Consider the following 17,703-nt stretch of genomic DNA (forward strand, 5'->3'; position numbering starts at 1 on the left):
CTTTCGCTACTGCCGGCAAGGTGCAAACCGGGAATTCGGGCGACATGACGGCGCTGAATCTTTCGAAGCTGATCACGGCCGCCGCGGATACGATTGCCGAGCACGCCGAGGAATTGACGGCGCTCGACCAGGCGATCGGCGACGGCGACCATGGACTGAACATGAAGCGCGGCTTCGAGGCCGTGCGCGCCGAGGCGGATGTGTTCGCGGCAAAGCCGCTGCCAGACACACTGAAGGCGATCGGCACCAAGCTGGTGATGACGGTGGGCGGTGCGTCCGGCCCACTCTTCGGCACGTTGTTCATGGCGCTCGGCAAGGAGATTTCGGCGGAACCTGATCGCGCCAACCTGACGACTGCCTTCGGCAAGGCGATCGAAGCGGTGGCCGCGCGCGGCAAGTCACAGGTTGGCCAGAAAACCATGCTCGATGTGCTGCAACCGGTGCATGACGCGTTAGCCGGGGGAAAGACGGTAGCTGAAATAGTCGACATCGCCGACGCCGCCGCCGAAGCGACCGTGCCGATGAAGGCGCTGCGTGGGCGTGCCTCGTTCCTCGGCGACCGCTCGATCGGCCATATGGATGCCGGCGCGCGCTCGACCGCGCTGCTGGTGCGCACGGTGGGACAGGCGATCGGGGAAAGCGCATGAGCAATGTCGGGATCGTGATCGTCTCGCATTCGCCGCTGGTCGCGGAGGGCACAGCCGACATGGTACGCCAGATGGTGGGCGACGAAGTGCCGCTTGCATGGTGCGGCGGAAACGGCCATGGCGGGCTCGGCACCAGTGTCGAGGCGATCATGGGCGCCATCGACAAGGCCTGGTCGGAAGCCGGTGTCGCCATCCTTGTCGATCTCGGCGGCGCCGAGACCAATTCGGAGATGGCGGTGGAGATGATCGGCGAACCGCGAGCGCAGAAGATCATCGTCTGCAACGCGCCGATCGTCGAGGGCGCGGTAATGGCGGCGACCGAGGCCTCCGGCGGCGCCTCGCTCCGGGAAGTGGTGGCGACGGCGCACGAATTGTCGCCGTCGTGAGTGAACGGGGTTTTTGAAGACATGTCCGCAACCGCAGAAGCGACCGTCCTGATCACCCACGATGTGGGCCTGCATGCGCGTCCTTCGGTGAAGTTCACCAAGCTGGCCAAGAGCTTTGCCGCCGATGTGGAAATTGCACTCGCCGCCAACGGCCCGTGGTTCGACGCAAAAAGCATCGTCAAGGTGATGGCAGCCAAGGCGCCGAAGGGCACGGTGCTGCATATCAGGGCCAAAGGCGATGGCGCCGATGATGCGATCCGCGCGCTGATCGAACTGGTGCAGCGCGATTTCGACGAGGACGCTGGCCATGTCCGCTCGGCTTGAGGCCGTTGCATGCCTTGGCCGGCCCGCAGGGAATGCGGGCCATGCGCATTGAAGGTGTTCCGGCCTCGGCCGGCTATGCCGAGGGCCCCCTGTTCGAACTGGACCGGCCTGCCGGCGTCTATGCAAGCAAGGCAAGCTCCGCCGAGGAGACGTTGTCGCTGGAAGCCGCGATCGGCAAGGCGGTGAGCCGGCTCGTGGCCATGGTCGGGACCGCCGACAGCGATGCCGCCGGCATACTCGAATTCCACATCGCCATGCTGGAAGACGATGCGCTGAGCAGGCCGGCCTTCGCATCGATCGCTTCCGGAAAAACCGCCGACGCGGCCTGGCGGCAGGCACTCGATGCCGAGATCGCCGGCTACGACGCCTCGGACCAGGATTATTTCCGCGCCCGCGCCGCGGACCTGCGCGATATCAGGGACCAGGTGCTGCGCGCGCTCACCGAGGACGGTGACAGCACGGCACCGGCCGGCGCCATTCTCTGCGGCGAGGATATCGCGCCGACGCGGTTTCTCGAAACCGACTGGAGCCATGGCGGCGGCATCGCGCTGAAGGCAGGCAGCACTGCCAGCCACGTCGCCATGCTGGCGCGCTCGCGTGGCGTGCCGATGGTCGTGGGTCTGCGCGATCCGCTCACCGCTGGTGCCGGCATGGCGCTGCTCGACGCCGAGCACGGGACTATCGTTCTGGCGCCCTCGCCCACGGAGATCGGCTCGTTCCGACAGGCGTCGTCTTCCTTCGCGGCTCGACAGGGCAAGGCACAGACATTTCTGGCGCGGCCGGCGGCGACGAAGCGCGGCACCGCGGTGCGCGTGCAGGTCAACATCGCCGACCCCCGCGATGTCGATGCCATCGACATCGCGACCTGCGATGGTGTCGGCCTGATGCGTACGGAATTCCTGTTCGGCAAGACGCTGCCGGATGAAGAGACGCAGTATCGCGCCTATCGCAAGGTGCTGGAATGGGCCGGCGAAAAACCGGTGACGATCCGCACCGTCGATGCCGGAGGCGACAAGCCGGTGCCGGGCTTCACCGTCGAGGAAGGAAATCCGTTCCTCGGCCTGCGCGGCATCAGGCTGTCGGTGGCCAGGCTGGATATATTCCGTGTTCAAATCAGGGCATTGCTGCGCGCCGCACCACACGGCAATCTCAAAGTCATGTTTCCGATGATCGCCACATCAGAAGAGTATGAACGCGCCGCCGCCCTGTTCGCCGAGGAGCGGGCGGCGCTCGCCGCGCGCGGCGTCGCGCACAAAATGCCGCCGCTCGGCATCATGGTCGAGGTGCCCTCGGTGGCCATCGCGCCGGAGGCGTTCGCCGGCGTCGCCTTCTTCTCGATCGGCTCCAACGACCTCACGCAATATGTGATGGCGGCTGCCCGCGACAATGCCGCGGTCGCGCATCTCAACTCCGTCCGCCATCCGGCCGTCCTGCGGTTGGTCGGTTCGGTCGCGGCCTTCGGACAGGAGAACGGTATCCCCGTCAGCCTGTGCGGCGACGCCGGCGGTGATCCTGCTTCGATCCCATCGTTGCTCGAGGCCGGCCTGCGCGATCTCTCGGTCGCGCCGGCGCAACTCGCCATGGCCAAGGCGGCCATCGCGGACGTCCGGGTCTAGGCGGCTGGCATGATCGACAACGCATACCAACCCGGCTCCGAGGAGGCGATCCGCGCCTACAAGACGATCCTGTCGCAGGTCATCGACCAGCGCCCGTCGGGCATGCGCCAGCGCCTCGCCGACGCGCTCGGCAAGCACCGCAGCTTCGTCACGCAGATTTCGAGCCCCGCCTATTCGATCCCGATCCCGTCAAAACATCTGCCCGCCATCTTTTCCGTCTGCCATTTCAGCCCAGCCGAGCGCGACCAGTTTCTCGCCGCCTATCACCAGGCACATCCCGGGAAGATCTCGGTCGCCGCGGGCGCACGCAAGACAAGGCACGTTTCGCTCATCGTGCCGGATTTCGGCGATGACAAGCAGAATGCAGCGCTCGACCGCGCGATCAACGAATTCATCCAGAAGGTCACCAGCATCACCGGCAAGAGTGGCTGATCGACCCTTGATGCCAGGCTATTTCGGGAGGAGACGGCCGTGAAGAAATTCATGAACTCGGTGGACACGGTGCTGACCGAGAGCCTCGACGGTTTCGTGGCCGCCCATGCCGACATCCTCGTGCTTGGCGAGGAGCACAAATTCATCCGCCGCAAGGCCCTCGAGCCGGGCAAGGTGGCGCTGATCTCCGGCGGCGGCTCCGGTCACGAGCCGCTGCATGGCGGCTTTGTCGGCCATGGCATGCTGGACGCCGCCTGTCCCGGCCAGGTGTTCACCTCGCCGACGCCGGACCAGATGCTGGCAGCCGCGCAAGCTGTCGACACTGGCGCCGGCTGCCTGTTCATCGTCAAGAACTATGAGGGCGACGTGATGAATTTCGACATGGCGGCGGAGATGTCGGAAGGCGTCCTGCAGGTGGTGACCAATGACGACGTCGCCGTCGAGAATTCGTCCTATACGACCGGACGGCGCGGCGTCGCCGGCACATTGGTGGTGGAAAAGATCGTCGGCGCTGCCGCCGAGCACGGCCTGGCGTTGCCGGCGTTGAAGGCGCTGGGCGACCGCGTCAACGAGGCGACCCGCTCGATGGGCGTGGCACTGACCAGCGGCACCGTGCCGGCGGCCGGCAAACCGACCTTCGACATCGGCGATGGCGAGATGGAATTCGGCGTCGGCATCCATGGCGAGCCCGGCCGCCGCCGCGACACCTTGAGGAGCGCCGATGCGATCGCGCACGAGATCTGCGCCGCGATCCTGGGCGATCTCGGCGACAGGGCGAACGGCCCGGCGCTGCTGTTCGTCAACGGCTTCGGCGGCACGCCGCTGATGGAGCTCTATTTGATGTACAACAGCGCCCGCCGGATTTTCGAGCAGCATGGCGTGACGATTGCCCGCTCGCTGGTTGGCACCTATGTCACCTCGCTCGACATGGCCGGCTGCTCGGTCACGCTGACCCTGCTTGACGACGAATTGACGGGCTGGTGGGACGCACCTGTCCACACGGCGGCGCTGCGCTGGGGCATGTAACGCTGGCTTCCCCTTGGCTTTTCTGCGACCATCCGGGCGATCCCGCTATCGGTAACACCTGTCCGGATTGATGCTGCCATCCCTTACGCCCGCCGAGGAAAAGTTGCTGCTGCGCTTCGCCGACCCGGAGGCCGCGGCGGTCGAGGACAATTTGTCGGCAAAGGCGCTGTCGGCTCTGCTCGACAATGCCGAATTCCACGGCGTCCTGCCGATCATGCTGCGCAAGCTCAGGGAGCGCGGCGACGCGCACCTTCCGTCGAACGCTGGCTTGCAGGACAAACTCGACGATCTGCGCCAGAAGGCGACGATCGCTACCGGCCAGTCGATGCTGCTGCAGTATCATGGCGACCGCATCATGAAGGGGATGGCGGCGGAAGGCATTCCAGCGCGGATCGTCAAGGGGCCGGTGTTCGCGCGAAAACTCTACCGTAACGCATCCGACCGGCCGTTCACCGACATCGACATCCTCGTCGAGCCCGCCAACCTTGCACGGGCAAACCAGGTGATCGCGGCGTCAGGCTTCGAGCTTGGCAGCAACGAGGCGGAATCCTACCAGCTGCAGGAATTCAAATGGCTGGAAAAGGAGAATTCCAGCCTGCTGGTCGAGCTGCATGGCGACCTTGTGCACGACACCGGCATGCGTCGCCGCCTGTCGCTGGGGTTTCGCGAGCTGGGCATCATCGACGGCGAGGCTATGGACACGCCGGCAGCCCTTTTGACGATCGCCATCGTGCATGCCGCCGGCGGGCATAAATTCCACCGGCTGCAGCTTTGTGTCGACGTGCTGCAAGGCGTACGCGCGCTGCGATCACCCGAACAGGAAACCCGCCTGCTCGACGCCGCCCGCATGACCGGCATCGAACTCGAACTGGCGATCGTGCTCAACGTGACCGGCCGCCTGTTCGGCGAACCGCATGCGCTCGAACTTGCCGGGCGGATCAAACCCGACCTGTCGATACGGTTGGCCAAGAAGCTGATCACGACGAACACGCTGCTCAGAGTCAATTCCAGGGAGAAGATCGGCTCGCGCCTGCGCCGCGATGCCTTTCGCTGGATCCAGCGCCTGGCCAAGGCCAGGCCATACGCCGCTTGAAGTGGCCGTCAGTCCCGTGATGTCAACGTGGCGCTGATCAGCGCCGCCGCATCGGCCGGGCGCGCGCCTACTTCCAGCGTGAAGGTCGGCACCGACGAGACCAGTCTGCCGATCGTCGCCAGCCGGCGCTTCTGCAGCGGCAGCAGGCCGGTCGCGCCGGTTCGGACGTTGTCCATCGCCAGCGCCACCATGGCGTCGGTCCTGGCCATCGGCACGAGCCGGGTCTCTTCGTCGGCGGATCGCGCGAGGTGCAGGAGCGCGGCCACCGGACGGGCGGTCGGCGTTTCGATTTTCACGATCCCGCCCAGCTTTTCCAGCGAAACAGCCTGTTCGCCATTGCGGTCCCAGGATGGCCCGAGGCATGGCGCCACCTGCGGGATCATTCGCGCGGTCTTCTCATGGATCTTGACGTGGCGTGGCAAACCCCAGGCAACCGGCGTGGCGCCCGCGACATCCAGGATCATGGCGTCGTCGGAGCACAGGCCGAAACCATGCGTTGCCAGGGCCAGCGAGGTCGTGGTCTTGCCGGTACCGCTCGGGGCATGGATCAGCACGACGGCATCCCGGCCCGGCAGCGTCAGGCCCGCGGTATGCAGCATATGCTGGCCGCCGGCATCGAGCGCGGCGTCCAGCATCAGCATCGACGGCGTCCAGGCGGCCTTGCTGTCGGGCACGATGCAAAGCCGAGCCCAGCCCTTCTCGCTGATCTCGACGGTCTGGCGTCCTGGCAAGACCAGATGGACGCTGGCGCCGTGGGTGATCATCCGGCAGTAGCCGTCGTCCGGTATCTCGCCCTCGAAAACCAGGGATCCGGCGGGTGTCTCGTCCAATGCTTCCGCGTCGGCGATGTCGAAACGAAAATCCGCTTCGGTCGAACCTTCGACGCGCAGGCCGGCGAGCATCCTGTCGAAGTCTAGCCATAGTTCGGCCCGTTCGGCCGAAATGCCGAGCACCTGGCCGTTGAGATCATAGAAGACGCAAGGTCTGGTCAAGCGGGGCGCACCTTCGTGGCGCGGTCATGGTGGCGATAGATTTCGACCATGCCGGGAAGGCTGTGGCTGACCACCGGCCTGCCGTCGAGGCAGACCCAGCAATGCGCCGACAGCCGGGACGCTTGCAGCGACTTCGGATCGACGCCGAAACGCAACTCCGGATCGAAGCCGGCAAGGCGCAGGAAACGGTGGCCGAGCAGCCCTTCCCGCAGGCATCTGCGGTCACGCATCAGCCAGGGATGGCGGACAATGCGGTTGACGCGAGCGACAATGTAGGCGGCTGGCAAGCCACGATAGGGCGTCGGCGAGGCAAGCGGCGCCCATTCCAGCACCTCCTCGAAGCTGCGGTTGGCAATAAGGACCGGCATCAGCCGCGCGCTTGCCCAGAGATGGCAGCGGAACAAGGCGCGCAGGAGAGGACTGTCCGCCATCAAACAGTACCTTCAGCTATCAAGTCCCGGAGCGGCCAGAATGCCTTCCGAGACCAGATCGGCGGCCAGTGCCGCCATGTCCTCGTCAAGCGTGCCCTTGTCGACTTCGAACTCCTCGCAAAGCAGGCCGACGATCTGGCCGAGGCTGCGCGCGCCATCCACCTTGTCGAGAAAGGCTTCGGTCGTGCCGTTGCAGGTATAGAGCTGGCCGCTCCGGGCCAAAAGCACGACCGCGCCGTCGCCGACATGCTGGACCGAGGCATCTTCCGCCAATCTCAGAACCGTTCCAGAGGCAATTTCCATCACGAACCCCAAAAGCCATGCGAAACCCCGGAATGAGATAGCGCGGTGGTGGGGCTCTGTCTATCGACCGGCTGGGGGATGGCCCGCGCAGCTCTGTGTGAGCGACAGATCCTTGTCAGTCGCAACATCCATCCACAGCTGAAATCCTCCCAGAAATAGCCGCCGGAATGACACGCTAGGCAAGCGCGTGGACCGGCAGGACCGTTGCTTTTCTTCCCTTAGGTAAGGTAAGAACTCCCCGTATGTTGGGGAGATAGGGTATGCGTTACAATTGGGAGCGGGCTCCGACGACTTTCGAACGTCATCGAAAAGCGCTTGCGACAGCCATTTTGATCTTCGGCGGCGTCGGCCTCATGCTGGTGGCCTTGCCGATCTAGCGTGATCGACTTTTGTCCAGCAAATCCGGTTCTTTAGACGGCTATCGACGGGTTGCTCAGCGGGGTTGTCCGGTCACCGCGATGAAGCGGCGATCGCGCCCCTCAAAGCCCTGGCTGAAGCGCTGCACCAGCACAACGATCACCGCCGACTTGCCGGCCGGTGTGTTTTTCATAGGATTCCGACAGGCTGTTTGTCCTCATGCAGGGTCTTGAACCAGCACAATCGCGGGCCCTGGCGCGATACGCCACCGATGGTGCATTCGTTCACCCCTCGATGGCGCGCTTCACGACACCGCGCCTATCAGGTCAAGACGCGGCCAACTGAGACGAAAATGCAGGGAGACAACGCCCGAAGAAACAACATAGGCTACTGGCGAGGACGGCAGATGGTTCCTGGGGAGGATATGGATGGCTTCACGCTATCACGAGGTCTATGACGGCTGGAAACGCGACCCGGAAAAATTCTGGGCCGACGCGGCCGAGGCCATCGACTGGTATTCGCCCTGGGACAAGGTGTTCGATGCAGCAGCCGGCGTCTATGGCCGCTGGTTCACCGGCGCGACCTGCAACACCTGCTACAACGCCCTAGACAGGCATGTCGCCGGCGGGCGGGCCGACCAGATCGCACTGATCCATGACAGCGCCATCACCGGAACGGTGAAGAAGTTCACCTATGCCGAACTCAAACGCGAAGTGGTGGCGCTGACCTCGGTGCTGAAGAACCGCGGTATCGGCAAGGGCGACCGCGTCATCATCTACATGCCGATGGTGGCGGAGGCGGCCATCGCCATGCTCGCCTGCGCCCGCATCGGCGCCGTGCATTCGGTCGTGTTCGGTGGCTTTGCCTCGCATGAGCTTGCCACCCGCATCGACGACGCGAAGCCGAAACTGATCATCTCGGCCTCCTGCGGCCTGGAGCCGGGCCGGGTCGTCGCCTACAAGCCGCTGCTCGACAGAGCGATCGAGATGTCCCGCCATAAGCCGGACGCCTGCCTGATCCTGCAGCGCGACCAGTTGCGCTGCGATTTGAAGGACCATTTCGACATCGACTATGCCGACGCGGTCGCCCGCGAACGGGCGGCCGGCGCCAATGTCGACTGCGTGCCGGTGCTGGCCACCGACCCGCTCTACATTATCTACACCTCGGGCACGACCGGCCAGCCCAAGGGCATCGTGCGCGACAATGGCGGCCACATGGTCGCGCTGAAATGGACGATGGACAACGAGTTCGGCGTCAAGCCGGGAGAAGTATTCTGGGCAGCGTCCGATGTCGGCTGGGTGGTCGGGCATTCCTACATCGTCTACGGACCGCTGCTGCATGGCTGCACCAGCGTGCTCTTCGAAGGCAAGCCGATCGGCACGCCCGATGCCGGCACCTACTGGCGGGTGATCTCGGAGCACGGCGTGGTCGCGCTGTTCACCGCGCCGACCGCCTTCCGCGCCATCAAGGGACAGGACCCCAAGGGCGAGTTCGTGCCGAAATACGATCTGTCGAAATTCCGCACGCTGTTCCTCGCCGGCGAACGCGCCGACCCCGAAACCATCAAATGGGCGGAGCAAAAGCTCAACGTGCCGGTGGTCGACCATTGGTGGCAGACCGAGACCGGCTCGCCGATGACGATCAACCCCGCCGGGCTCGGCCTCTTGCCGGTAAAATACGGCTCGCCCGGGGTGCCGATGCCGGGCTACGACATCCGCGTGCTCGACGATGCCGGCCATGAAGTGCCCCGCGGGACGCTGGGCAATGTCGTGGTCAAGCTGCCGCTGCCGGCCGGCTGCCTGCCAACGCTGTGGAATGCCGACGACCGCTTCCGCCAGGCCTATCTCGATGAGTTCCCCGGCTTCTACAAGACGGCCGATGCCGGCATGGTCGACGAGGACGGCTATCTCTACGTGATGGCCCGTACCGACGACATCATCAACGTCGCCGGCCACCGGCTGTCGACCGGCGCGATGGAAGAGGTGCTGGCCGCCCATCCCGACGTCGCCGAATGTGCCGTCGTCGGCATCGCCGACGCGATGAAGGGGCAAATTCCGCTCGGCTTCGTGGTGCTGAACGCCGGTGTCGCGCGCGACGGCGGCGCCATCGAGAAGGAGGTCGTCGCGCTGGTGCGCGAGCGCATCGGCCCGGTCGCCGCCTTCAAGACGGTGATAACGATCAAGCGGCTGCCCAAGACACGGTCGGGCAAGATCCTGCGCGGCACCATGCAGAAGATCGCCGACAAGGAAGCGTGGACGATGCCGGCGACCATCGACGACCCCGCCATCCTCGAGGAAATCACGGCGGCTCTGAAGGCGCGCGGTATCGGCGTCTGAGGAGCACTGCCGGCAGATGAGTGGAGATTCAGTTCCGCGATGTTGCGGCGCGGCGAACTTTGTGATGGACGCATCGCACAATCGTTGATTGTGCGATGCAACATTCCGACTTACAGTTCGCGTGGGGGGCCATTCGATGGGATCGCATGGCTCAGCAAAAAACAACGTTCGGCGGCATCGACATCCTGCGGTTTCTCGCCGCCGTGCTGGTCATGGTCTACCACTACGGCTTCTGGGTGTGGGCCTATCCCGACGGCATCTCGGCGCAAGCGACCGGCGGCGTTCCCGCACAGCCCGGTATCGGCGCCTGGGTCGAATCCGGCTGGGTCGGCGTCGAGATCTTCTTCGTCATCAGCGGTTTCGTCATTGCCTTCAGCGCCGAGAATTCGACGCCGCTGCGGTTCTTCGAGGCAAGGGTCAAAAGGCTGGCGCCGGCGGTGTGGATCTGTGCGCCGATCACCGCGGCGCTGTTGCTGCTGATTGGCTCGAGCTGGCCGACCGATGCGGTGGTAAGGCTCGCCCGAACGGCCCTGTTCGCGCCCTATGGTCCGTGGGTTGACAGCGTCTACTGGACGCTCGGCATCGAGATCGCCTTCTATGCCATCGTCTGGGTGCTGCTGCGGCTCGGCCGCTTCCATCTGATGGAAGCGGTTGCCATCGTCATCGGCCTGGTCAGCACGCTGTTCTGGTGCCTGTACTATCCGCTCGGCTGGTCGGACTTCGCCGAGACGCGCTGGCTGCAGCTCATCCTGGTGCATCATGGCTGTTTCTTCGCGGTCGGCGTGCTCATCTGGCTGATGCGGTTCAAGGCGGTGACGCCTTCGCGCCTTGGCTTCTGCCTGCTGTTCCTCGGCGGCGGCGTGCTGCAGATCGCCAGTTCCGTCGACGTCCACAGCATCAAGGTCGGAGCCATGATGCCCTACGCACCGCCAATCCTGATCTTCCTCGTGGCCATCGCGCTGATGGCATGGTCCCTCAGGCTCGACCTCAGCTGGAGCGGCTGGCGCCGGATAGGCCTGATGACCTATCCGCTCTATCTGATCCACGACGTCATCGGCGCGGCGATGCTCGGCGCCATGGTCCGCGCCGGGCTGCCATATCTCTTCTCGATGGCGATGGTCGCCGCGACCATGATCGCGGCGAGCTGGCTGGTGGCGACCGAAGCCGAGCCGCGCATCCGGCTACTGCTCGACCACACGGTTTTCCGCTACCGGCTTAAGGCAGCGTAGCCGTCCAGCTTCGCCGCCGCGCTTCTTGTCCAGCCGCATAAAGGCGGCGACAGACGGAACTTTGCGTAGTCTCGAAACAAGAAGCGCAGCGCGCTCTCAGGAGATGGTAGGCAACGGCCTATCTCAGACCGCTGTCTTCGACCGCACTTCCGACTTGTCGAGATAGTAGCTCGAGTACTTGTCGAAGAATTTCTCCGATGCGCCGAACGATCCGTATTTGGCCAGCTTCTTCAGGTCGACCTTGTTCAGCACCGCGCCGACGATCTTGTTGGCGACATAGGGTTCGGATTCCAGCATCGAGCGCACCATGGCGCGCGGCGTGCGGCCCCATTCGGTGACCAGCACGAAGCCGTCGACGAGCGGCGCGAAGGCCTTCGCGTCGACCACCGGCCCGAGCGGCGGCAGATCGACGACGATGTATTCGAACGTCTCCTTGGCGTTCTCGATGAAGCGCCGCATGCCGGCCGAGGAGAGAAGCTCGCTGGTGTGCGAGAAATGCCCACGCGACACGGCCGGGATGATGGCCAGCTTGGTCTGCCTGTCGATCTTGCCAACGGACTGCCATGTCTGGCCGCTCACCACCGCTTCCATCAACCCTTGCTCGGCTTCCATGCCGAGGCTGCGGCTGAGGCCCGGATTGCGCAGGTCGCCGTCGATGAGCAGCGTCCTGGCGCCATTGGCGGCGAGCAACCCGGCGAGATTGGCCGCGACCGTCGACTTGCCTTCGCCGGGCAGGACCGAGATCACGCCGATGACGCGGCTGCCTTGCCCTTCCATGACGACATCGAAGGCGATCTTGGCACTGCGCAGCGTTTCGGAGAACATCGATGCCGGAGCGTCGATACTCACCCGCATTCGCGCCCGCCTTTCGATGGCGGCCGGCGATCTGGCGACCTTGAGATCGGGCTCGGCCGGCTTGTCTTCCTTCGTCGGTTTGCTACCGATGGTGGGCAGGTAACCGAGGAATTTGAGGCCGACGCGGTCGCGCACCTCCTCGCCGGTCCTGAAGAACCGTTCGTTGAACTCGTTGAGGCCGCCGAAGCCCGCGCCCATGAGAACGCCGAGCACCAGCGAAAGACCGAGCACGATGATGGTGCGCGGGCTCGAGGCGGCAAGCGGGGTCGACGCATCCGAGATGATGCGGATCTTGCCGACCGGGAAGGACTGCTGCTGGGCGGCTTCCTCGTAGCGGCCGAGGAACGTCTGGTAGAGCGTGGTCAGCGCCGTCGCCTTCTGGTCGAGATCACGCAACTGGACCTGCGACTGGTTGTCGATGGAGCTCTTGCCCTGCGCGGCGGCGACATTGGCCCTGAGCGCGGTTTCGCGCGCCAGCGCCACCTCATACTCGTTGCGGTAGCTTTCGGTCAGCTGCTTCAGTTCGCCGAAGATCTGCGCCGATATGTCGGCCTTCTCCTTGGCGAGCGCCACCGCTTGCGGATGCTGCGGGCCGAAATTCGCCTCGACATCCTGCTGCCGTTTGGCGACGGTGAGGTAGCGTGTCTTCAGCGCCGCGATGACGGAGCTGCTTGGCTGGTCGCTGGATATTGCGGCGTCCTTGAAAGCGTTCTCCGAACCGCTGTCGACGATCGACTTGTATTGCTGGTAACGGGCGCTGGCACGCGCGGTGTCGGCCTGCGCCACGATGAGCTGGGCATTCAGGTCGGCGAGTTGCTTGGCGCTCATCAGCTGGCCGTCGCTGCTGGCGGACAGGCCATGTTCGGCCCTGAATTTCTCGACCGCCAGCGATGCCTGCTGCGAGCTTTCGCGCAGTTCGGTCAGCCGGCCCTGCAGCCAGACCGCCGCGCGCTCGGTGGCGTCGAAGCTGGCATCGAGCTGGTCGGCGAGATAGGCGTCGGCATAGGCCTTCGTGATGGCCTTCGCCAGCGCCGGATCCGTCGCCTGGTAGCCAAGCGCGATGACGTAGCTTCGTCCGACGCGATCCGCCTGGATCTCGTTCTGCAGCTTGAGGATGGCGTAGTCACGGCCGGATGCGGCAATCAACGCGTCGCGCGCGGCGGGGTCGAGCTTGCTGATATCGCCGACGCCCGGCATGACCGGGCTTGGCCGGACATATTGGATCAGTCCGCGGATCAAGCCGATGCCCTGGGCAAGCGCCGATTGCGGCGGGTTCATGAACGCTTCGTTCTGATCGAGCTTGAGCTTGTCGACGACCACGGCGGCGAGCCGCGTCGAGGTCAGGATCTCGATCTGGCTGAGAATCGCCGAATCGGTCTGCATGGTCGTCGACGCCGCCGAAATGTCGTCGACGATCTTGTTCAGCCCCTCATCGATCAGCACGCTGGAGACCGACACGAATTTTGGCGGCGTGGTCTGCAGATAGAGCATGCCCAGGAAAAGGCCGATGACGGCGCACACGCCAACCACCTTGGCCTGCCGTGCGGCCATGCCAAGCAGCCGCTCGATATCGATGAAGTCGTCGCCGTCTCCTGCGTCCGAATTCGGCAATGGCATCCTCTTGTCGAGAGGAAAGTTGGCATAATTCATCTTCGGTCCAATTCTGGCTTGTCTCGCTCGCAGGCCCCAGAAAGATCGGGAGCATTGGCGGACGCGACACACGCTTGGTGCCGGACAGCGCGGAGCCGGCCGGCCCTTCCGCCGTCAGCCACCCGACAATACTCCCGAAAGATGGGCATTATGCGGCTTCTTCCTGGCGTTCATGCGTCCGGACGAACTCCCGGAGCATCTCGAAAACCGGGCCCTTCATGTCGTCGCGCGCCAGCGCGAAGGCGATATTGGCCTGGATGAACCCTTCCTTGGAACCGCAGTCGAACATGCGGCCCTTGAAAGGCTGGGCAAAGAATGGCTGCTCCTGCGACAGGCGGACCATGGCGTCGGTCAGCTGGATTTCATTGCCGGCGCCGCGTTGCTGGTTGCCCAGAAGCTGGAAAATCTCGGGCTGCAGGATGTAGCGGCCGTTGATGTAGAAGTTCGACGGCGCGTTGGCCGGCGCGGGCTTTTCGACCATGGCCGTCACCTCGAAGCCGCCGCCAATGTCGGCGCCACGGCCGACGATGCCATATTTGTTGGTCTCGGTGGGATCGCAGCGCTCGACGGCGATGACGTTGCCGCCGGTCTCGGCATAGAGGTCGGTGATCTCGGCCAGGCATCCGCGACCGCCGAAGGAGACCATGTCAGGCAAAAGCAGGGCGAAGGGCTCGTTGCCGATGACCTCGCGCGCGCACCAGACGGCATGGCCGAGGCCTTGCGGCGATTGCTGCCGGATGAAAGAGGTGGCGCCGGCCACCGGCAGCATGCTTTCGAGCGCTTCCAGCTGTGTCTTCTTGCCGGTCTGCTCCAGGGTTCCGATCAGTTCCGGATGAAGGTCGAAATAATCCTCGATGACCGCCTTGTTGCGGCCGGTGACGAAGACGATGTGCTCGATCCCGGCCTCGAAGGCCTCGTCCACCGCATATTGCACGACGGGCCTGTCGACCACCGGAAGCATTTCCTTCGGCATCGACTTGGTCGCCGGCAGAAACCTTGTTCCAAGCCCCGCCACCGGTATCACGGCCTTCCTGATTTTCTTCATCGCAAATTCCTTCTGAGGAGATCGACTTCAGTCCATTCACAGGCCACGAAAAATCCCTCCATGTGCCTGCATCTTCACCTCCCCACCCCCACGGCAAACTGTGCCGCTACTCGTCGCAACCGCACGGCGATCGGCATGCCCATGTGCCTGACCGCCGCCGGGTCGCTGAGCGCCGTCCGGATCGCCTTGAGCGGGGACCGCGCCTTGATGTGCTGGACCATCGCCAGGAACGAGGCCGCCTTGCGCAAGCTGCGGCCGCGCCGGGCGAAGGCTGCCTGGGCCTCCTCGTCCATCCGATGGGTTTGCGCGAATTCGGCATCCGCCTTGCGCATCGCCTCGACATGATGAGGCTCGAGCACGCGCGAGATCGAACCACTGCGGATATGATAGGCATAGCCGATATCAGGCTCGACCACGCATCTGCCGCCCATGGCCAGGGCTTCGGCAAAAAGGATGTAGTCTTCGCCGATCCTCAGTTCCTCGTCATAACGCAGCCGGTTTTCGTCGAGGAAACTGCGCAGGAAGATCGGCTTGAGGTAGCCGAGATTGAATTTCGATTCGAAGACGACATTGCCGGCGATGTAGGTGGCCAACGAAATCTCGCCCAGGCCTTCCAGATACTGGCGCGGGAACATCGCGTCCTCGACCACGCCGTCCTCACGGACGACCTCGAGATTGTCGACGGCGATCTCGGCGTTCGCCCTTTCGGCGCGGCCGATCATGGCGGCGATACGGCCGGGAAAGACGGCGTCGTCGGAATCGAGAACCGCGATCCACCTGCCCCGGGCGGCGTCGAGCCCGGCATTCCTGGCCCCGCCGGGGCCCCTGTTCTTGTCCAGCGCCAGGACGCGCACGATGTGCTCGGGATAGGCCCGCGCCGCATCGAGCGTGCCGTCACGCGACTTGTCGTCGACGACGATGATCTCGAGGCTGACACCCTTCTGGGCGATGGCGCTGGCGATCGCCCGATCGAGGGTTGCCTCGGCGTTGTAGGCGGCAATCACAAAAGAAACATCGGGAACGGAGGAAACGTCAGGCGGCACGCTTGCCTCCTTCCCCTGGTGAAGGCTGGCCGTAGAGGCGCAGTTCGCGGACACCGACAAGGCCGCTGACGACGCCGACATGCATGATGCCGCGCAGCACGCTGCGGTTCCTGCGTATCGGGCTGGCGACAACCGGAAGGGCGGCGGCAAAGCAATAAGCGGCCTTTGCCGCGGCAAGGGCGGCCTGCTTCACCCGTGCAATGCCGCCGGCGTCGCGGCCCAGGAGATGGCCGTGCGTCTGGCCGACCCGGAAACGGCGGCGGCTGAGCCAGTCGAATGCCGCCCTGGCCCGTGGCACGGCCTCATCCACCCATGCCTCCGGCGCAAACGCGATCCGGCCGCCTGCCTTGTGCATCTGGTCGAAGAATTCGGTGTCCTCGCCGCCGGTCTGGCCGCGCGCCAGGCTGAAGCGGCGGCCGCGCAGGCTGTCCGACCCCATGCGCAGCAGGACGTTGCAGGTGTAGCCGGTGCGGATTTCGCCGCGCACTCGTACCGGCAAGGTGGAATGGAAATCGCCGCGGCGCATCCAGTCCGGCGCATCCGGACGGTAAAGCGCGCGCACCGGGCCGAGCACGGCTGTTGCACCGCTTTCCTCAGCTGTCGCGACCAGCTCGGCCAGCCAGCGGGCGGTGGCGGTTTCGTCGTCGTCGATGAAGGCCAGGAAATCCGCTTCGCTGGCATCGAGGCAAGCGTTGCGGGCAATCGAGATGTTGCGCGCCGGGCAATGCCGGTAGCGGACCGTCAGCTTCAAGTCCCGTGACAGCGTCGCCACCAACTCCCTGGCGCTTGGCGTGTCGTCATTGTCGGCGACGATGACGCCGACCTCGAAGCCGTCAGGCATGGCAAGCGCCGCAAGCGAGCGCAGCGTCTCGGCCAGTTCCGGCCGCCGGAACGTGCACACGCCGATGTCGATGCGGCGGTTCCTGGTCTCAACCGCCATCACACCGCCCTCCGCCGTGCGCCGAGGCCGAGAAGCTGCAGCCAGAAGCCGACGGACCAGCCGAAATGCATGACCATCGCCGAGACGCCGGCAAGCGCGATATCGGCATTGCGCTGGCCGATGGCCGTCACCAGGCCGTAGCCCAGGCACACCGCCACCCACAGCAGCAGCGGCAGCGCCGCAATCCAGTGCACGAACGAGAAGGCCGCGAGAAGGACCACCGGGAAGACCGCCAGCGGCACCATCTGCCTGACCTTCGGGATCACCCGATGTTTCAGCACGTTCTTGGCCCGACCGCGGCCATAGCCGAGATACTGGAAATAGAGGCCGCGCAGCGAGGTGCGCGGATAATAGACCATCTGCGTCCTGCCGCTCATCCAGATCCTGTAGCCGGCCTGCCTCAGCCGATAGTCGAGTTCCGCATCCTCGTTGTGGCTGAACGTCTCGTCATAGCCACCGACGGCCTGGAAGGCCGATATCCGCATCAGCGCGTGATGGCCGTGGTCGACCCATTCTCCGGCGGAGAGGTGGCGGTGCTTCGAGCCACCGGTGCCGAGCTTGGAATTCTGCGCCGCCGCCGCCGCTTTCTGCACGGTGCCGCTGCCGCTGGTCAGCATCGAAACCACGACCGAATCGGCACCGGTGGCCTGCGCCTCCTCGACCAGCCGGTCGCAATAGTCTTCCGGATAGCCGCCATGGGCATCGATGCGGATCAGATAGTGCGCGCCCTCGCCAAATCTGGCCACCGCCAGGTTGATCGCGGCGCTCTGGATGCGCTTTTCATTGTGAAGCAGCACGATGCGCGGATCGTTCTTCTGGCGCTCGCCGACAATGGCGAGCGTGCCGTCGGTGCTGCCGCCATCGGCAACGACGATCTGCGCGCCAAGCCGTTCCGCCGCCGGGCAGAGCTGGTCGAGCAGCGCACCGATATGTGTTGCCTCGTTGAGACATGGGATCACGATCAGGCTGGGGGCAAGCGCTTGCGTCATCGGGCGATG

18 protein-coding genes are annotated in these 17,703 nt (G+C 64.7%); 9 read left to right on the forward strand and 9 right to left on the reverse strand.

Annotated features, from left to right (window positions below; genetic code table 11):
* Nucleotides 1-44 precede the first annotated feature (44 nt).
* The 7 genes from dhaL (at nt 45) to EN808_RS27800 (ending at nt 5,524) form a co-directional block, all read left to right on the forward strand.
* Nucleotides 45-647 (forward strand): dihydroxyacetone kinase subunit DhaL, encoded by a 603-nt coding sequence (dhaL, locus tag EN808_RS27770; protein WP_127278075.1) that lies wholly within the window; start codon nt 45-47, stop codon nt 645-647.
* Complete coding sequence (dhaM, locus tag EN808_RS27775; protein WP_127278068.1) at nt 644-1,033, forward strand: dihydroxyacetone kinase phosphoryl donor subunit DhaM; 390 nt, start codon at nt 644-646, stop codon at nt 1,031-1,033. Before dhaL ends, dhaM begins: the two co-directional genes overlap by 4 nt.
* Before the next feature lie 21 nt (nt 1,034-1,054).
* Nucleotides 1,055-1,357 carry an HPr family phosphocarrier protein gene (locus EN808_RS27780; RefSeq protein WP_127278067.1) on the forward strand — a complete coding sequence of 101 codons (303 nt, stop codon included), beginning with the start codon at nt 1,055-1,057 and terminating at the stop codon, nt 1,355-1,357.
* A 41-nt stretch (nt 1,358-1,398) separates the two neighbouring features.
* The gene (gene ptsP, locus EN808_RS27785; RefSeq protein WP_189524176.1) at nt 1,399-2,973 is read left to right on the forward strand and encodes a phosphoenolpyruvate--protein phosphotransferase; all 1,575 of its coding nucleotides are present in this window, start codon (nt 1,399-1,401) and stop codon (nt 2,971-2,973) included.
* 9 nt (nt 2,974-2,982) lie between these two features.
* A complete protein-coding gene (locus EN808_RS27790; RefSeq protein WP_127278065.1) occupies nt 2,983-3,405 on the forward strand; it encodes a hypothetical protein in 423 nt (140 codons plus the stop codon).
* Nucleotides 3,406-3,444: 39 nt separating this feature from the next.
* Nucleotides 3,445-4,431, forward strand: a complete 987-nt coding sequence (dhaK, locus tag EN808_RS27795) for a dihydroxyacetone kinase subunit DhaK (protein WP_127278064.1) — start codon at nt 3,445-3,447, stop codon at nt 4,429-4,431.
* A 70-nt stretch (nt 4,432-4,501) separates the two neighbouring features.
* Nucleotides 4,502-5,524 (forward strand): nucleotidyltransferase family protein, encoded by a 1,023-nt coding sequence (locus EN808_RS27800; protein ID WP_135917294.1) that lies wholly within the window; start codon nt 4,502-4,504, stop codon nt 5,522-5,524.
* Between the two features lie 8 nt (nt 5,525-5,532).
* Here EN808_RS27800 and EN808_RS27805 read toward each other — a convergent pair whose 3' ends face one another.
* From EN808_RS27805 to EN808_RS37210, 4 genes are all read right to left on the reverse strand, one after another.
* Nucleotides 5,533-6,516 (reverse strand): serine kinase, encoded by a 984-nt coding sequence (locus EN808_RS27805; protein ID WP_135917295.1) that lies wholly within the window; start codon nt 6,514-6,516, stop codon nt 5,533-5,535.
* Nucleotides 6,513-6,947, reverse strand: a complete 435-nt coding sequence (locus tag EN808_RS27810) for a lasso peptide biosynthesis B2 protein (RefSeq protein ID WP_127280435.1) — start codon at nt 6,945-6,947, stop codon at nt 6,513-6,515. Before EN808_RS27810 ends, EN808_RS27805 begins: the two co-directional genes overlap by 4 nt.
* 12 nt (nt 6,948-6,959) lie before the next feature.
* Nucleotides 6,960-7,250, reverse strand: a complete 291-nt coding sequence (locus tag EN808_RS27815) for a PqqD family protein (RefSeq protein WP_127280436.1) — start codon at nt 7,248-7,250, stop codon at nt 6,960-6,962.
* Nucleotides 7,251-7,683: 433 nt separating this feature from the next.
* Nucleotides 7,684-7,800, reverse strand: a complete 117-nt coding sequence (locus tag EN808_RS37210; RefSeq protein ID WP_245520831.1) for a DUF2259 domain-containing protein — start codon at nt 7,798-7,800, stop codon at nt 7,684-7,686.
* Nucleotides 7,801-8,035: 235 nt separating this feature from the next.
* On the opposite strand from EN808_RS37210, the gene EN808_RS27820 reads away from it, so the two are divergent.
* Together EN808_RS27820 and EN808_RS27825 are read left to right on the forward strand one after the other, a co-directional pair.
* Nucleotides 8,036-9,943 carry a propionyl-CoA synthetase gene (locus tag EN808_RS27820; protein WP_127872996.1) on the forward strand — a complete coding sequence of 636 codons (1,908 nt, stop codon included), beginning with the start codon at nt 8,036-8,038 and terminating at the stop codon, nt 9,941-9,943.
* 146 nt (nt 9,944-10,089) lie between these two features.
* On the forward strand, nt 10,090-11,172 hold the full coding sequence (locus EN808_RS27825; protein ID WP_135917296.1) for an acyltransferase: 1,083 nt from the start codon (nt 10,090-10,092) through the stop codon (nt 11,170-11,172).
* 123 nt (nt 11,173-11,295) lie between these two features.
* Here EN808_RS27825 and EN808_RS27830 read toward each other — a convergent pair whose 3' ends face one another.
* From EN808_RS27830 to EN808_RS27850, 5 genes are all read right to left on the reverse strand, one after another.
* Nucleotides 11,296-13,677, reverse strand: a complete 2,382-nt coding sequence (locus tag EN808_RS27830; protein WP_127279769.1) for a polysaccharide biosynthesis tyrosine autokinase — start codon at nt 13,675-13,677, stop codon at nt 11,296-11,298.
* A 148-nt stretch (nt 13,678-13,825) separates the two neighbouring features.
* On the reverse strand, nt 13,826-14,722 hold the full coding sequence (locus EN808_RS27835; protein ID WP_127279770.1) for a UTP--glucose-1-phosphate uridylyltransferase: 897 nt from the start codon (nt 14,720-14,722) through the stop codon (nt 13,826-13,828).
* A gap of 74 nt (nt 14,723-14,796) precedes the next feature.
* Nucleotides 14,797-15,765 carry a glycosyltransferase family 2 protein gene (locus tag EN808_RS27840; RefSeq protein ID WP_135862307.1) on the reverse strand — a complete coding sequence of 323 codons (969 nt, stop codon included), beginning with the start codon at nt 15,763-15,765 and terminating at the stop codon, nt 14,797-14,799.
* Nucleotides 15,755-16,705: a glycosyltransferase family 2 protein gene (locus EN808_RS27845; RefSeq protein WP_127281152.1), complete on the reverse strand. Its 951-nt coding sequence runs from the start codon at nt 16,703-16,705 to the stop codon at nt 15,755-15,757. The genes EN808_RS27840 and EN808_RS27845 overlap by 11 nt, the downstream gene beginning before the upstream one ends.
* Nucleotides 16,705-17,694 carry a glycosyltransferase family 2 protein gene (locus tag EN808_RS27850; RefSeq protein ID WP_135917297.1) on the reverse strand — a complete coding sequence of 330 codons (990 nt, stop codon included), beginning with the start codon at nt 17,692-17,694 and terminating at the stop codon, nt 16,705-16,707. Before EN808_RS27850 ends, EN808_RS27845 begins: the two co-directional genes overlap by 1 nt.
* Between the last annotated feature and the right edge of the window lie 9 nt (nt 17,695-17,703).

Origin of the sequence: Mesorhizobium sp. M8A.F.Ca.ET.165.01.1.1 (genome assembly GCF_004792065.1) — a bacterium.
GTDB lineage: Bacteria > Pseudomonadota > Alphaproteobacteria > Rhizobiales > Rhizobiaceae > Mesorhizobium.

Coding starts and splice junctions, on each gene's coding strand:
- dhaL (WP_127278075.1), top strand. CDS start 45: ATGACGGCGCTGAATCTTTCGAAGCTGATCACGGCCGCCGCGGATACG.
- dhaM (WP_127278068.1), top strand. CDS start 644: ATGAGCAATGTCGGGATCGTGATCGTCTCGCATTCGCCGCTGGTCGCG.
- EN808_RS27780 (WP_127278067.1), top strand. CDS start 1,055: ATGTCCGCAACCGCAGAAGCGACCGTCCTGATCACCCACGATGTGGGC.
- ptsP (WP_189524176.1), top strand. CDS start 1,399: ATGCGCATTGAAGGTGTTCCGGCCTCGGCCGGCTATGCCGAGGGCCCC.
- EN808_RS27790 (WP_127278065.1), top strand. CDS start 2,983: ATGATCGACAACGCATACCAACCCGGCTCCGAGGAGGCGATCCGCGCC.
- EN808_RS27800 (WP_135917294.1), top strand. CDS start 4,502: ATGCTGCCATCCCTTACGCCCGCCGAGGAAAAGTTGCTGCTGCGCTTC.
- EN808_RS27810 (WP_127280435.1), bottom strand. CDS start 6,947: ATGGCGGACAGTCCTCTCCTGCGCGCCTTGTTCCGCTGCCATCTCTGG.
- EN808_RS27815 (WP_127280436.1), bottom strand. CDS start 7,250: ATGGAAATTGCCTCTGGAACGGTTCTGAGATTGGCGGAAGATGCCTCG.
- EN808_RS37210 (WP_245520831.1), bottom strand. CDS start 7,800: ATGAAAAACACACCGGCCGGCAAGTCGGCGGTGATCGTTGTGCTGGTG.
- EN808_RS27820 (WP_127872996.1), top strand. CDS start 8,036: ATGGCTTCACGCTATCACGAGGTCTATGACGGCTGGAAACGCGACCCG.
- EN808_RS27825 (WP_135917296.1), top strand. CDS start 10,090: ATGGCTCAGCAAAAAACAACGTTCGGCGGCATCGACATCCTGCGGTTT.
- EN808_RS27830 (WP_127279769.1), bottom strand. CDS start 13,677: ATGAATTATGCCAACTTTCCTCTCGACAAGAGGATGCCATTGCCGAAT.
- EN808_RS27835 (WP_127279770.1), bottom strand. CDS start 14,722: ATGAAGAAAATCAGGAAGGCCGTGATACCGGTGGCGGGGCTTGGAACA.
- EN808_RS27845 (WP_127281152.1), bottom strand. CDS start 16,705: ATGGCGGTTGAGACCAGGAACCGCCGCATCGACATCGGCGTGTGCACG.
- EN808_RS27850 (WP_135917297.1), bottom strand. CDS start 17,694: ATGACGCAAGCGCTTGCCCCCAGCCTGATCGTGATCCCATGTCTCAAC.